Origin of the sequence: Nonomuraea antimicrobica, assembly GCF_039536965.1 — a bacterium.
GTDB lineage: Bacteria > Actinomycetota > Actinomycetes > Streptosporangiales > Streptosporangiaceae > Nonomuraea > Nonomuraea antimicrobica.
The window spans coordinates 1-13510 of sequence record NZ_BAAAZP010000008.1; the positions used below are offsets into that span (position 1 = coordinate 1).

The following is a 13510-nucleotide window of genomic DNA, read 5'->3' on the forward strand; positions in this document are numbered from 1 at the left end:
GCGGGCGGCGCGTCGCCGGGCGGGGCGGGCTGCTCCTGGCCTGAGGACGGTGGCGGCTCCGGAGCGGCCTGCCCCGCGCCCGGCTGTGTGCCCGTCTGTGTGCCCGGTGGGGGGCCGAACATGGGGACGCTCCGCGCCGTCCCGGCGGTGGACCGTACGGCGGGGAAGGGCTGGGTGGCGTCGTCGATGGGCTCACGCTGAGCCGGTGGCCAGACCTGTTGGTCGGGATGGGGTTGCCTGGGGCGGGGCTGGGCGGCCGGGCCGTACCCGGGAGGCGTGCCCTGCCGAGGGCGCGGCCGCTGGGGCCGCGGCGCCCTCTGCTGGTACGGCGCTCCCTGCGGGTGGGGCGGGCTCTGCGGGTGGGGCGGGCCCTGGCGGGGCGGCACGTCCTGCTCCGGCCGCGCTCCGAGGCCGGGCGGCGGGACCTGACTGGGCGGCGGGACCTGGCCGGGCGGGGGTGGCTGATCCGCGTCCGGCCGCCGGTCGTTCCGCGGCGTGAACCAGTCGCGCTCCTCGTTCGTGCTCATGCTGCGATCACTTCTTCACCGAGTAGACGGCCTGCGGCGAGGCGGCGAGCGTGCGCGCGCCCTGCTCGTCGAGCCCGAGGTCGATCTCGACCTCGGGCCGGTACGACTCGACCAGCACCGACCCCGGGAGCCCGAACACGACGCCCGCGCCCGGCAGCGCCGACGCCGGGACCTCGAAGAAGAAGCGCCCGCTGGCCCAGATGTCCGGCTGCAGCCAGGTGTCCGACAGTTGCACGGAGTTGTCCACCCGGTCGGTGGCGTCGAATCTCTTCCCGTCGGCCGCCAGCAGCACCGGCTGCCCGAGGCGGAACGGCTGACGGCTGGACTTGGCGGACACGCTGACGATGAGGAAGAGGTTGTCGGTCCCGATGGTCTTGCTGAAGCTCTCGATCGACTTCGCGGCGGTGAACGAGTCGAGCCGTACGGAGAACCGCCGCGCGTCCACCTCCTCGCCCTTGCCCCCGGTGTACGTGAGCGCGTCGGAGAGCTCGCCCTCACCCAGGTGCAGGGTCTGGAGCCCGACCGCGCCGGCGAGCAGCACCAGCCCGGCGACCGCGTTGAGCAGCCGCGAGCCGGTGCCCCGCCGCCGCTCGGCCCGCCTGCCGCGCCGGGACTCGGGGCCGGCCGCTGATCGTCGCTGTGTGGCGGTCACGCTGGGTCGCCCTCCTTGACCGGCAGGGTCACCCGGGCCTTGACCTCGGGCGCGAACTTGTCGCCCACCTCTTTGGTGACCATCGTCCAGCGCGGGAGGTTGTTGTTGAAGTCGGGGGCGAACTCGAAGGCGGCCACGTCCATCGTGATCTTCTCCGGTGGCTGCTGACCGTTCTTCAGCTCGTAGCGCACGACGACCTGGCTGGTCACCCCGGGGAAGAGCTGGCCCGTCTCGCCGCCCTTGCTGAGGGCGTAGGCGAACGGCCCCGCCTCCTTGTCGAAGGCCGGGCTGATCTTGATCAGCGAGCCGGCGAAGGAGGTGGCCAGGTGGGCCTGCTCCGGCCGTACGGGCGGGGCGCCCACGCTGAAGGTGTCGTCCGCCTGGTTGGTGACGTCGAAGACCAGCTCCACGAACCGCTTCTCCTCGTCCCAATCATTCTCGGGGGGTTCGACCTTCACCCGCGACTCGACGAACTTGGTGGAGTACAGCCCCTGGTCGAGCACCGCGCCCTGGCCCAGGGGGTCAGGCTCCTCGGTGGCCTCGCTCAGACCGCCCAGGAGAGCGGTGATCCCGAGGGCGGTGGCCGCCACCAGGGCGATGGCGGGCACCACTACCGGACGTCTGGGCCTGTCGGTGCTGCCGCCGGTGGGTTCCGTCATGGGTATGGATGGTAATAGGTATCGCTTGTCCCATCTGCCCCTATGCTCCCATCGGGTCGGTCGAATTGCCGAGAACCCTGCCATTACCGGGCCGGTAACTCATACGCTGTCACGAAGCGGAAAGGGCGAGCCCAACATCTAATGACATATCGGCGGCCGGAGGGTCACGTGACGGACGTGCATCCCGAGCATGCCCAGCTCCAGGCGGACCGCATCTACCTGGGCTGGCAGTACATCCTGCTGCACCCCGACCCCGGCCCACCGCCCAAGCGTCCCTCTCCCGTCCAGGAGGCGCCCCAGGAGGCCGCCGCGCCCGACCCCGCGCAGTCCGAGCTGCTGCGCCGCGAGCGGCTCCAGGAGGACATGCTCAACCGGCCGGTCCGGCACGTGCGCCTGTTCATGCTGATCTTCAGCGTCCTGATCCTCGCCGCCGCCCTGGCCGGTTACCTCGCCTGGATGTTCGCGCTGGTCGGGCTCGTCGCCGCCGGCGGCGTGGCGGGCATCTGCACCTACGCGCTGGTGCAGGGCGACCGGGCGGTCAGGTACCGGGTGCTGGAGCAGCAGGCCAGGGACGAACGCCAGCAGCAGGAACGCGACCGGGAGCTGTTCCGCGCCCAGGAGGAGCACGCCCGGCGCTACCGCGAGTGGCAGGAGTCGAAGGAGCGGCACGACCGGCAGCTCTCCTGGTACGCCGTCGCGGTGCCCGACGAGATCGACCGCATCGACGTGGCGGGCGGCACCTTACCCGGCTGGTCCGCGCTGATCACCCTGCTCGGGGCCACCCGGCTCTACAGCGGCGGCCATCTGACCGTGCTCGACCTGTCCGAGGGCGCCATCGCCAAAGACCTGATCGAGCTGGCCCGCAAGGGCGGCGACGACCCGCTCGTGTGGGTGCTGCCGGTCGATCTGCCCCGGCTCGACCTGGGCGCCACGCTCAAGCCCGAGGCGTTCGCGGACGTGCTGGCCCACGTGGTGAGCGTGAGCGAGGAACACCGCACCACGCGCGACCTCAGCTTCGACAACGCGATCCTGGAGCGGGTGCTGGAGGTGCTCGGCGAGAACGCCACGATCAGGCAGGTCACGGCCGCCCTGCGGGCGCTGGCGCAGGTGGGCGACCCGCGCGACGACCTGCGGTTCGGGCTGATCACCGCCACCCAGCTCGAACGCATCGGCACGCTGTTCGGCCGCGGCGTGAGCGACCGGGTGGTGATCGAACGGGCCTGGGCGCTGGAGTCGCAGCTCCGCAAGCTGGAGTCCCTCGGCACCGAGGCCGTACGCCTGCCGCCCGCCCGGCTCCGGGTGGTGAGCATGGACCGGCAGGCGGGCGTGTTCGGCAACCGGGTGCTCGGCACGTACGTGGCCACCGCCCTGACCCACATCCTGCGCCAGTCGCCCGCCTCCGACCGGCCCTGGTACCACACGATCATCGTGGCGGGCGCGGACAAGCTCAGGGGCGACGTGCTCGACCGGCTCATGGACGCCTGTGAGACCTCCCGTACCGGGCTGGTCCTGACGTACCGGTCACTGACGCCGACCGTGCGCGAACGGCTCGGCAGGGGGCACGCCGCGGTCGCGTTCATGAGGCTGGGCAACGCCGAGGACGCCCGGGTGGCCAGCGAGCACGTCGGCACCGAGCACCGGCTGGAGCTGGCCCAGCTCACCGAGACGATCAGCGACTCGCTGCCGGGCCTCAACGGCGGCTACACCTCCACGATCGCCCAGTTCGACGACGAGCGGGAGGACCGCGAGCAGAATCGGGTGGACCTGGTCGGGGACATCACCGAGTCCACCGAGTGGGGCAGGACCGCCGACAAGATCTCCGAGAAGGAGCGGGTGCTCCAGCGCTCGCGCGAGTTCCTCGTCGAGCCGCACCAGCTCCAGCAGCTCCCCACGACGTCCGTGATCGTCACGGACGCCACGACGCAGGGCAGGCGCGTACGCCTGGCCGACGCGAACCCCGCCATCCTCGCCTTCCCCAAGACCACGCTGGGCGAGCTGGAGGAGGTGGGAGACGCCGTGCTGGCCCTCGACCCCAGGAACGGCAACGGCGAGGCGGAGCCGCCGCCCAACCTCGGGCCACCACCGCCACGCCTGGACTGGCGCAAGGGGAGGCAATGACATGGTCAATGTCAAGGTGACGAGCTGACGGTTGGCGGAATTTAACAAAGAACCGTCTGTGGGGGATTGAAATGCAGCCGAGTGTGTCGCTGAGTGGGCCTTGGTATCGAATTCAGTCGATCGCAGCACCCTCGCGATGTTCGTCGGCGGAATGGGATTTCGTCACCGTGCTTCCCGCGGTGCTGTCGGCGGCGCAGCGTGGCCGGCCGTTCGTCATCGGCTGGCTGTCGCGGGGGTCCGGGGCGCCGCTCGAACTCATCACCAACGCCGGCCCGTTGTCGCCGCCGCGCCAGCCGCGCCGGTCCACCGACCTGCCCGACGACCCGAGCGGGCCGCAGCCGCTGCTGTTCCCCGGGGGCGCGCGGGGGGTGCGGCTCGACGAGGAGTACCTCGCCGACCTGGCGGACCTGGTGTGGGCGCCGTGCCCGGGGCGGCAGGCGCCGCCGCTGGGGAGCAAGGGGCGCGAGTTCGACCCCGACGAGCTGCGGCGGCCGACGTTGTTCGAGTCGACGCTGGTGACCTTGATGTCGCGGCCGTTCGCCTGGCTCGTCGTCGCCGAGCCGACCGACCTGCTGGACGCCGAGGTGGCGCACCTGCGTACCCAGCTCAACGTGCTGCGCCAGTACGGCGACGCCTCCGAGCGCTCCCGCTTCGACGCCGAGCGGGCCGAGCGCCGCATGCAGGAGCTGGACGCCTTCCGCGAGGCGGGCCTCTGGAACGTACGCGTGCTGGCCGGCGGTGCCACGGCCGACGAACTGCGGCAGATCGCGCCCGTCCTCGTCGGGTCGGTCGAGATGAGCCACCACCCCTACCGGCTGCGCAGCTCGCACGGGGCGGCCTACGCCCTGTCGGAGGCCCTGGCCATCGCCGCGCAGGACCCGGCCGACGGTGCCGCCGCCCCGTTCGCCGCCACGGCGGGGGCGCTGGCGGCGCTGGCCGGGCTGCCCCGGCGGGAGGTGCCCGGCGTACGCGTGCTCGACTCGGGCTTCTTCGACGTCACGTCCGAGTCCGACGGCCGGTCCGACGGGGCCGAGCTGGAGCTGGGCGAGATCCTCGACGGTCAGGACAGGGGGGTCGGCACGTTCCGGGTGCCCCTGGCCACGCTCAACCGGCACGCCTTCGTCACGGGGGCGACCGGCTCGGGCAAGTCGCAGACCGTACGGCACCTGCTGGAGCAGCTCAGCCGGGCCCGCATCCCGTGGCTGGCCATCGAGCCGGCCAAGTCCGAGTACGCCGCCATGGCCGGCCGCATCGACAACCCCGTCACGGTGATCAACCCGTCGGCGCCCGACGGCGTGCCGTTCAGCGTCAACCCGCTCGAACCCGAGCCCGGCTACCCCGTACAGGCCCACATCGACATGGTCAGGGCGCTGTTCATGGCCGCCTTCGACGCCGAGGAGCCGTTCCCGCAGATCATGTCGCTGGCCCTGCAGCGCGTCTACGAGGCCACCGGCTGGGACGTGGTCACCGGCGGCGCCGTGCCCGGCTCGAACGTCCCGCCCAGCGTCCCCACCCTCGAACAGCTCCAGCAGCACGCCATGGACGTCATCAAGGAGATCGGCTACGGGCGCGAGGTGCAGGCCGACGTCGAGGGCTTCATCTCGCTGCGGCTGCGCTCGCTGCGGGTGGGCTCGGCCGGGCGCTTCTTCGAGGGCGGTCACCCCGCCGACATCGGCGGCCTGCTCGAACGCGACGTCGTCCTGGCCATCGAGGACGTGGCCAACGACGAGGACAAGGCGTTCCTCATGGGCACCCTGATCATCCGGATCGTCGAGCACCTGCGCATGCGCGCCAGGAAGGAGCGCTCGGCCGAGCTGCGCCACGTCATCGTGATCGAGGAGGCGCACCGGCTGCTGCGCGACCGGGGGCACGGCCGCGCCTCCACCCACGCCGTGGAGCTGCTGGCCGGGCTGCTCGCGGAGATCAGGGCGTACGGGGAGGGCATCGTGGTGGCCGAGCAGATCCCCACTAAGCTCGTCTCCGACGTGGTCAAGAACACGGCGCTGAAGGTCGTGCACCGGCTGCCCGCCGAGGACGACAGGAAGCTCGTCGGGGCCGCCATGAACCTCAGCGACGAGCAGTCCCGCCACGTGGTCTCGCTGGAGCCGGGCTCGGCGGCCGTGTTCGCCGACGGCATGGACCGGCCGCTGCGGGTGCGCGTGCCGCTGGGGGAGTCGCGGGAGAAGGTGCTGCCGGGGCCGCCGCCGCCCATCCGGGGGCGCAGGTCGGCGGCGTGCGGGACGCAGTGCCGTACCGGGCTGGCGTGCACGCTGGTGGAGCTGCGCGAGGCCGACGTGCTGGCCGCGGCGCCCGAATGGTCGTGGTTGCGGATCTGGTGCGACACGGTCGTGCTGGCGTTCGTGAGCAACCGGCCGCTGCCCGGCGTGCCGCGCGCCCTGGCGGCCGCCTGGGGCGACCTGCCGGCGCGGCGCAGGGAGTGCCTGCTGGCCACCATGGTCGAACGCTCGGTGCAGCGGCGTGCCTGGTCGCTGCGGACCTGGTTCGACCCGGCGCTGCTCACCGAGAAGGCGGCGGAGACGGCCGGACGCCTGCTCGGCGGGCTCGACAGCGGCGGCGAGCGCCCGGGGGCGTCGTGGGTCATCCCCCAGGTGCGCTGGCTGCACGAGGTCGACCGGCTCTTCCCGTACGGGCAGCCCGCCCCGAACCTGCGCAGCCCCGCCCCGCCCATGGAGTACGCCCTGTTCCGCCCGCCGAACGGAAACGGCTCGGGCGACCTCGCCCACACCGAGCTGCTCGGCCACCGGGCCAGGGCGCTGCGCCACCACCCGCTGTCGATGGAGGTGGACCGCAACAGGACGCTGGCGTGGCGGGTGATACTCGGGGACGACGAGCACGACGGCGTACAGCGGGACATCGTGACCGTCGCGATCGGCGTCGAGTCGTCGGCGCGGATCCGGCACGTGGGGCAGACGATGGGCGCGGGCTGGCTGGAGGGCGTGCTGTCGTGGCCGCGCCGTTTCGTGCTCCCGTTCGAGCAGGGCGGCGCCCCGGAGATCACCTTCGGTGAGCCCGCCGCCACCTCACCGTGAGGAGGGACCGGCCTCCGGGCGCCGGGCACGCCGGACCTGGCGGCGTTTTCCCGTGCGTCTCCAGTCCAAGGGCCAACGCGGACTAGGATCCATGCACATGACCCAGCTTCCTCTGCGGGCGCAGCTCGCCAGTGCCCTGGGCCGCAGTGCCGCCACGCTGTCCAGGATGACCGGGCGTGGCGACGGCTCGGTGATCGGCGGACGGGTCGGCCTGCTGCTAGAGCCCGACCTCCTGCGCCAACTGGCCCGCGACCGCAAGTTGGCCCTGGTCAGTGCGACCAACGGCAAGACCACCACGACCCGGCTGATCACCTCGGCCCTGCTCGACGTCGGCGAGGTGGCCACCAACGCCTTCGGCGCCAACATGCCGGCCGGGCACGTCTCCGCGCTCTCCCAGCACAAGCACGCGCCGTTCGGCGTGCTGGAGGTCGACGAGAAATACCTGCCCGAGGTGCTCGGCACGACCGGCGCGGGCGTCGTGTGCCTGATGAACCTCAGCCGCGACCAGATGGACCGCGCGGCCGAGATCTGGCTGCTGGCGCAGAAGTGGCGCAAGGCCCTGTCCGGCAAGCCCACCCACGTCATCGCCAACTGCGACGACCCGCTCGTCACCTGGGGCGCCTCCACGGCCGCCAAGGTCACCTGGGTGGCCGGCGGGCAGCGGTGGAAGGAAGACTCCTGGTGCTGCCCCGAGTGCGGCGGCCCGCTCGACCGCAAGGACGCCGACTGGGCGTGCCGCGAGTGCACCTTCCACCGGCCGGAGCCGCAGTGGGCGGTCGACGACGAGTCGGCGATCGACCCACGCGGGCAGCGCTGGCTGCTCGACATCCAGCTTCCCGGGCAGGCCAACCGCTCCAACGCGGTGATGGCGCTGGCGGTGGCCGACGCGTTCGGGGTGCCGGTGGAGCGGGCGCTGCCCAGGCTGCGCGAGGTCACCTCGGTGGCCGGCCGCTACACCACGGTCGAGCGCGACGGCCGCCACGCCCGCCTGCTGCTGGCGAAGAACCCGGCGGGCTGGCTGGAGGCGTTCGACGTGGCCGACCCGCAGTTCCCCATCGTCCTGTCGGTCAACGCGCAGGGCCCCGACGGCCGCGACACCTCGTGGCTGTGGGACGTCGACTACCGCATCCTGCGCGGGCGTCCCGTGTTCGTCACCGGCGAGCGCCGGCTCGACCTGGCGCTGCGGCTCGACGTGGCCGGCGTGCCGTTCACGCTCTGCGGCACGTTCGCCGAGGCCCTGGCCATGCAGCCGCAGGGCCGGGTCGACGTGATCGCCAACTACACCGCCTTCCAGCAGATCCGATCGGAGTTCGGTCGTGCCGAGTGACAGCGCCCTTCGCATCGTCTGGATCTACCCCGACCTGCTGAGCACGTACGGTGACCAGGGCAACGTCCTGGTCCTGGAGCAGCGGGCGCAGCGCAGGGGGATCGAGACGGAGACGATCCACGTACGCTCGGCCGACCCCGTCCCCGAGACGGGCGACATCTACCTGATCGGCGGCGGCGAGGACCGCCCGCAGATCCTGGCCGCCGCGCGCCTGCGCCGTGACGGCGGCCTGCACCGCGCCATCGCCCGCGGCGCGGCCATGCTGGCGGTGTGCGCCGGCTACCAGATCATGGGCAGCACGTTCGGCGGCGAGGAGGGCCAGCCGGTCGACGGCATCGGCCTGCTCGACATCGCCAGCACCCGTGGGCCCGCGCGGGCCGTGGGCGAGCTGGTGGCCGAGGTCGACGCCGCACTCAACCTGCCCACGCTGACCGGTTTCGAGAACCACATGGGCGTCACCAGCCTCGGCCCCGGCGTCCGGCCGCTGTCGAGGACGATCGCGGGCGTGGGCAACGGCGACGGGTTCGAGGGCTGCTACGCGGGGCACGTCGTCGGCACCTACCTGCACGGCCCCGCGCTGGCCCGTAACCCGGCCCTGGCCGACCTGCTGTTGTCGTGGCGGGTGGGGGAGCTGGCGCCGCTCGACGACTCCCGCTACGAGGCCCTGCGCCAGGAACGCCTCGCCACCGTCCTCCAGGGCTGACGGCGTCCCGGAGATCCTTCTTCAGGAGGTGCCGTGACCATGGGCGCACGGTTGACATGCAGCCGTTCGGCTGCCTATTCTGCAGACATGCAGCCAAACGGCTGCCTGTTTGGACGGCGATAGATGGACGAGGTGTTCAGGGCGCTGGCCGACCCCAGCCGCCGCAGACTGCTGGACGCGCTCAACTCCCGCAACGGTCAGACCCTGCGCGAGCTGTGCGCCGGGCTCGACATGGCCAGGCAGTCGGTCAGCAAGCACCTGGCCGTGCTGGAGGAGGCCAACCTGGTCACCACCGTACGGCGAGGGCGGGAGAAGCTGCACCACCTCAACGCCGAGCCGATCAACGCCATCGCCGAACGCTGGATCAACCAGTACGACCGCCACCGCGCCGAAGCCCTGGCGGACCTGAAGACGGCACTGGAGGAACACCCCATGGACCAGGCGAGCACCGACTTCGTCTACACCACCCACATCCGCACCACCCCGGAACGCCTCTGGCAGGCGCTCACCGAACCCGCCTGGACCAAGCGCTACTGGGGCGTCGAACTCGCCTCCGACTGGACCGTCGGCTCGGCGGTGACGTGGGAGTTCGAGGGCGTCACGATGGCCGACCCCGAGCAGGTCGTGATCGAGTCGGATCCGCACAAGCGCCTGGCCTACACCTGGCACACGTTCACCCCCGAGTTCGGCGAGATCATCGGGGTGAGCGCCGGCGAGCTGGCCGCGCTGAACCAGGAGCCGAGATCGACGGTGGCCTTCGAGATCGAGCAGATGGGCCCGACGGTCAAGCTCACCGTCGTGCACGGCGGCTTCGTGCCCGGCAGCGCCGTACGCGCGAGCATCAGCGGCGGCTGGCCGGAGATCCTGTCCAGCCTCAAGACCCTGCTGGAGACCGGCGAGGCCCTGCCCGCCGCGGATCAGCAGGCGGGCCAGTAGACGGCCACCAGACGGCTCAGTAAACCAGGGCCTGCACGCCCTCGGCGGTCACTTCCTCGACGAACGCCGGCGCCCCCGCGATGCGGATGCCGTCGATGAGGTCGTCGACGGTGATGTTCCTGCGGGCCGCGCACTGGGTGCAGAGCGTCACCCGCCCGACGGCCAGCACGGCGTCGAGCAGGTCGGTGAGTGGCGCGGCGTGCGGCAGGCTGAACTCCTTGGCCCGCCCCGGCAACGCGAACCACGACGACTCGCCGGTCAGCCACAGGGAGACGGACACCCCGCTCGCGAGCGCGGCCGCCGCGACCGTGAAAGCCTGGTTGCACCGCTCGGGGGCGTCGGCCCCGGCGGTAACCTTGATCACCAGTGATCGTGCCATGCCCGCCACCCTAACGCCACGCGGGAGTCGCGGCGGCGTCCGCCGCCACTAGTCTTGGGCACCATGGAAGAACCTCAGGTGCACCCCGACCTGGAGCCGATCGCGTTCCTGCTGGGGCGGTGGGAAGGCGCCGGCGTGGGCGGCTACCCGACGATCGAGAGCTTCAACTTCGGCCAGGAGATCGAGTTCGGGCACAACGGCAAGCCGTTCCTGACCTACGTGAGCCGCACCTGGCTGCTCGACGACGACGGCAACCGGGTCAGGCCGCTGGCGACCGAGTCGGGCTACTGGCGGCCCCAGCCCGACAGGCAGGTCGAGGTCGTGCTCGCGCACCCGACCGGGATCGTCGAGATCTACATCGGCGAGGTCGTCTTCCACAAGATCGAGCTGCGCACCGACGTGGTCGCGCGCACCGCCTCCGCCAAGGAGTACACCGCGGGGCACCGGCTTTACGGGCTGGTCAACGGCAACCTCATGTGGGCCTACGAGATGGCCGCCGTCGGTCACCCGCTCACCGACCACATGTCGGCAGAGCTGAAGAAGGTCGCCTGATGAGCACGGCGTTCACCGAGGAGGTCGTCGAGGCGATCAAGCGCCACATGAACGACGACCACGCCGGCGACGCGCTGCTCATCGTGCGGGCGCTCGGCGACCGGCCGGGGGCGGGCAGCGCCGTGACGAGCGACGTGGACGCCGAGGCGATCACGTTCACGATCGACGGCGGGGAGCGGGTGCGGGTGCCCTGGGGCGAGACGCTGACCGAACGGGCCCAGGTGCGCAAGGCCGTGGTGCGGCTCTACCGGGAGGCGTGCGCCAGACTCGGTGTCCAGGCCCGCGGCGAGCACCAGGACTGATCACCCCCGCTGGTGAGCGGTCGCGTGGACCTGGCCAGGACATGAAGAAGGGCCCCGGGCGGCGCTCCGCCTGCGGTGCAGACGGGCCGGATGGACCATGGTCGGGACGGGTGTCCCGCCCTCCGGCTGCCAGGGGCCCCGGTGGTTGCCTCGTATTCGCCTCACAGCACGAGACAACAGCCCGCGAGGTCAGCGGGCAACCACCTCGCTAGCCCGACTATGACTCACCATTATTCGGACCACCTCCTTTCCGCGTACCCATGAAGCTATGCGGTGCCGTGCGAAAGGGGCAAGCGAATATCCAAGGCGCGCTTAGACTCGGGGTTATGACGGAGACGCAGTGGCATGAAGAACTCCGCGCCAAGGGCTACCGGGTCACCCCGCAGCGCCAGCTCGTCCTGGAGGCGGTCAAAGAGCTGGAGCACGCCACCCCGGAAGAGATCTGCGTCAAGGTCCGCGAGACGGCCCGCGGCGTCAACATCTCGACCGTCTACCGCACGCTCGAGCTGCTCGAAGAGCTGGGCCTGGTCACCCACACCCACCTCAGTCACGGTGCCCCCACCTACCACCTGGCCGCCGAGGCGGATCACGTGCACCTGGTGTGCCGGGGCTGCGACGAGGTCTTCGAAGTACGCCCCGAGCTGGCCGAAGGGCTGGTCAACGGGCTGGACGAGGAGCTGGGCTTCGCCGCCGACGTCCACCACCTGACCGTCTTCGGCCGCTGCCGCAACTGCCGCTGACCCCCGGTCCCCCTTCCGCGAGGGGAGTGCGGGCCCGTCCCGCGTGGGCACCCTTTTCCGGCCGTCCCGCGACTGCGGATAGCCTGGAAGGCATGCGTAGCCCTCTGCTCGATCTCCCCGGCGCAGTCCCCGCGGACGCCCCGGACTCCGACGTAGCCGCACACTACGGCGACCTGTTCGCCGAGCAGCGCGCGCTGGCCAAGGGAGAGGTGGTCGTCGACCGCAGCAATCGCGAGGTGATCCGCATCTCCGGCGCGGACCGGCTGAAATGGCTCAACGACCTCACCTCGCAAAAGCTCGACACGTTGCGACCGGGCGAGTGGACACAGACGCTCGACCTCGACCTGCAGGGCCGGGTGCTGCACCACCTGACGCTGGTGGACGACGGTGAGAGCGTGCTGGCCCACGTCGAGCCTGGCACCGCGCAGAGCCTGGTCGACTACCTCGACCGCATGCGGTTCATGTTGCGCGTGGAGGTGTCGCGGGCCGACGACCTGGCCGTGCTGTCCACGGCCGCGGAAGACTTCCTGGTGCCGCGGGCCGAGCTGGCCGAGCACCTGGGCAAGCCCCTGGCGGGGCTGTGGGCCTACGAGGCGCTGCGGATCGAGGCGCACCGGCCGCGGCTCGGCTTCGAGACCGACCACAAGACGATCCCCCACGAGGTGGCCTGGATCGGCGGGGCCGTGCACCTCAGCAAGGGCTGCTACCGCGGCCAGGAGACCGTGGCGCGGGTGCACAACCTCGGGCACCCGCCGCGCCGCCTGGTCTTCCTGCACCTCGACGGCAGTGTCGACACGCTGCCCGAGCACGGCGCCCCGGTGATCTTCGAGAGCCAGGAGGTCGGGGTGGTCGGCTCGGCGGCCCGGCACCACGAGCTGGGTCCGATCGCGCTGGCCGTGATCAAGCGTACGGTGCCGGTCGACGCCCCGCTGCTGGCCGGTGGGGTGGCCGCCGCGCAGGAGGTCGTCGTCCCGCCGGACGCGGGCCGCAACGTCGCCATCGACCCCGCCCTGCGCCGCCGGGTCCGCTGACCGCCGCGCGCGCCGTGGGCTGTGTCATGAGCCCTGGCCGGGGCTCCACGGGGCGCGCGGTCACAGGTCCAGCACCAGCGTGATCGGCCCGTCGTTCACCAGCGACACCTTCATGTCCGCCCCGAACACGCCCGTCTCGACGTGCGCCCCCAAGGCCCTCAGCTCCTCCACCACGGCCGCCACCAGCGGCTCGGCGACCGGCCCCGGGGCGGCCGCCTGCCAGGTGGGCCGGCGGCCCTTGCGCGCGTCGCCGTACAGGGTGAACTGACTGATCACCAGCAGCGGGGCGGCCACGTCGGAGCACGACTTCTCGCCGTGCAGGATCCGCAGCCCCCAGAGCTTGGCGGCGAGCCTGGCGGCCTGCGCGCGCGTGTCGGTGTGCGTGACCCCCACCAGGACGAGCAGGCCGGGCTCGCTGATCGCCCCGACCGTGCGCCCCTCGACCTCGACCGACGCCGAACTGACCCGCTGTACGACTGCCCGCATGGAATCCCATTCTGGACCAGGTGCGGCCCCTCCATACACTCGTCCCGA

At 71.8% G+C, this 13510-nt stretch carries 13 protein-coding genes and 1 pseudogene; 9 read left to right on the top strand and 5 right to left on the bottom strand.

What is annotated here, in order from left to right; all coding sequences use genetic code 11:
- The 3 genes and pseudogenes from ABD844_RS02175 to ABD844_RS02185 form a co-directional block, all read right to left on the bottom strand.
- Positions 1 to 527, bottom strand: a pseudogene (locus ABD844_RS02175) (hypothetical protein); the annotation flags it as partial.
- A gap of 7 nt (positions 528 to 534) precedes the next feature.
- Positions 535 to 1179, bottom strand: coding sequence for a hypothetical protein (locus ABD844_RS02180; RefSeq protein WP_344872353.1), 645 nt, complete (start codon positions 1177 to 1179; stop codon positions 535 to 537).
- The gene (locus ABD844_RS02185; RefSeq protein ID WP_344872355.1) at positions 1176 to 1838 is read right to left on the bottom strand and encodes a hypothetical protein; all 663 of its coding nucleotides are present in this window, start codon (positions 1836 to 1838) and stop codon (positions 1176 to 1178) included. Before ABD844_RS02185 ends, ABD844_RS02180 begins: the two co-directional genes overlap by 4 nt.
- A gap of 168 nt (positions 1839 to 2006) precedes the next feature.
- Here ABD844_RS02185 and ABD844_RS02190 point away from each other — a divergent pair, with 168 nt between their 5' ends.
- The 5 genes from ABD844_RS02190 to ABD844_RS02210 all read left to right on the top strand — a co-directional run bounded on the left by ABD844_RS02190 (position 2007) and on the right by ABD844_RS02210 (position 9972).
- The gene (locus ABD844_RS02190; protein WP_344872357.1) at positions 2007 to 3956 is read left to right on the top strand and encodes a hypothetical protein; all 1950 of its coding nucleotides are present in this window, start codon (positions 2007 to 2009) and stop codon (positions 3954 to 3956) included.
- Positions 3957 to 4123: 167 nt separating this feature from the next.
- Entirely contained in the window at positions 4124 to 7006 is a 2883-nt protein-coding gene (locus tag ABD844_RS02195) for an ATP-binding protein (RefSeq protein ID WP_344872359.1), read from the top strand.
- Between the two features lie 97 nt (positions 7007 to 7103).
- Positions 7104 to 8333: a MurT ligase domain-containing protein gene (locus ABD844_RS02200; RefSeq protein ID WP_344872361.1), complete on the top strand. Its 1230-nt coding sequence runs from the start codon at positions 7104 to 7106 to the stop codon at positions 8331 to 8333.
- Entirely contained in the window at positions 8323 to 9036 is a 714-nt protein-coding gene (locus ABD844_RS02205; RefSeq protein ID WP_344872363.1) for a type 1 glutamine amidotransferase, read from the top strand. Before ABD844_RS02200 ends, ABD844_RS02205 begins: the two co-directional genes overlap by 11 nt.
- Positions 9037 to 9159: 123 nt before the next feature.
- On the top strand, positions 9160 to 9972 hold the full coding sequence (locus ABD844_RS02210; protein ID WP_344872365.1) for an ArsR/SmtB family transcription factor: 813 nt from the start codon (positions 9160 to 9162) through the stop codon (positions 9970 to 9972).
- 16 nt (positions 9973 to 9988) lie between these two features.
- Here ABD844_RS02210 and ABD844_RS02215 read toward each other — a convergent pair whose 3' ends face one another.
- Positions 9989 to 10351 (bottom strand): DsrE family protein, encoded by a 363-nt coding sequence (locus tag ABD844_RS02215; protein WP_344872367.1) that lies wholly within the window; start codon positions 10349 to 10351, stop codon positions 9989 to 9991.
- 63 nt (positions 10352 to 10414) lie between these two features.
- Here ABD844_RS02215 and ABD844_RS02220 point away from each other — a divergent pair, with 63 nt between their 5' ends.
- From ABD844_RS02220 to ygfZ, 4 genes are all read left to right on the top strand, one after another.
- Entirely contained in the window at positions 10415 to 10903 is a 489-nt protein-coding gene (locus ABD844_RS02220; protein ID WP_344872369.1) for a heme-binding beta-barrel domain-containing protein, read from the top strand.
- Positions 10903 to 11205, top strand: coding sequence for a DUF2470 domain-containing protein (locus ABD844_RS02225; protein ID WP_344872371.1), 303 nt, complete (start codon positions 10903 to 10905; stop codon positions 11203 to 11205). The genes ABD844_RS02220 and ABD844_RS02225 overlap by 1 nt, the downstream gene beginning before the upstream one ends.
- 326 nt (positions 11206 to 11531) lie before the next feature.
- Positions 11532 to 11945 carry a Fur family transcriptional regulator gene (locus tag ABD844_RS02230; protein ID WP_344872373.1) on the top strand — a complete coding sequence of 138 codons (414 nt, stop codon included), beginning with the start codon at positions 11532 to 11534 and terminating at the stop codon, positions 11943 to 11945.
- Between the two features lie 92 nt (positions 11946 to 12037).
- Positions 12038 to 12976 carry a CAF17-like 4Fe-4S cluster assembly/insertion protein YgfZ gene (ygfZ, locus tag ABD844_RS02235; protein WP_344872375.1) on the top strand — a complete coding sequence of 313 codons (939 nt, stop codon included), beginning with the start codon at positions 12038 to 12040 and terminating at the stop codon, positions 12974 to 12976.
- A 60-nt stretch (positions 12977 to 13036) separates the two neighbouring features.
- Here the strand turns inward: ygfZ and dtd are convergent, their stop codons facing one another.
- Complete coding sequence (dtd, locus tag ABD844_RS02240; protein WP_344872377.1) at positions 13037 to 13462, bottom strand: D-aminoacyl-tRNA deacylase; 426 nt, start codon at positions 13460 to 13462, stop codon at positions 13037 to 13039.
- Positions 13463 to 13510 lie beyond the last annotated feature (48 nt).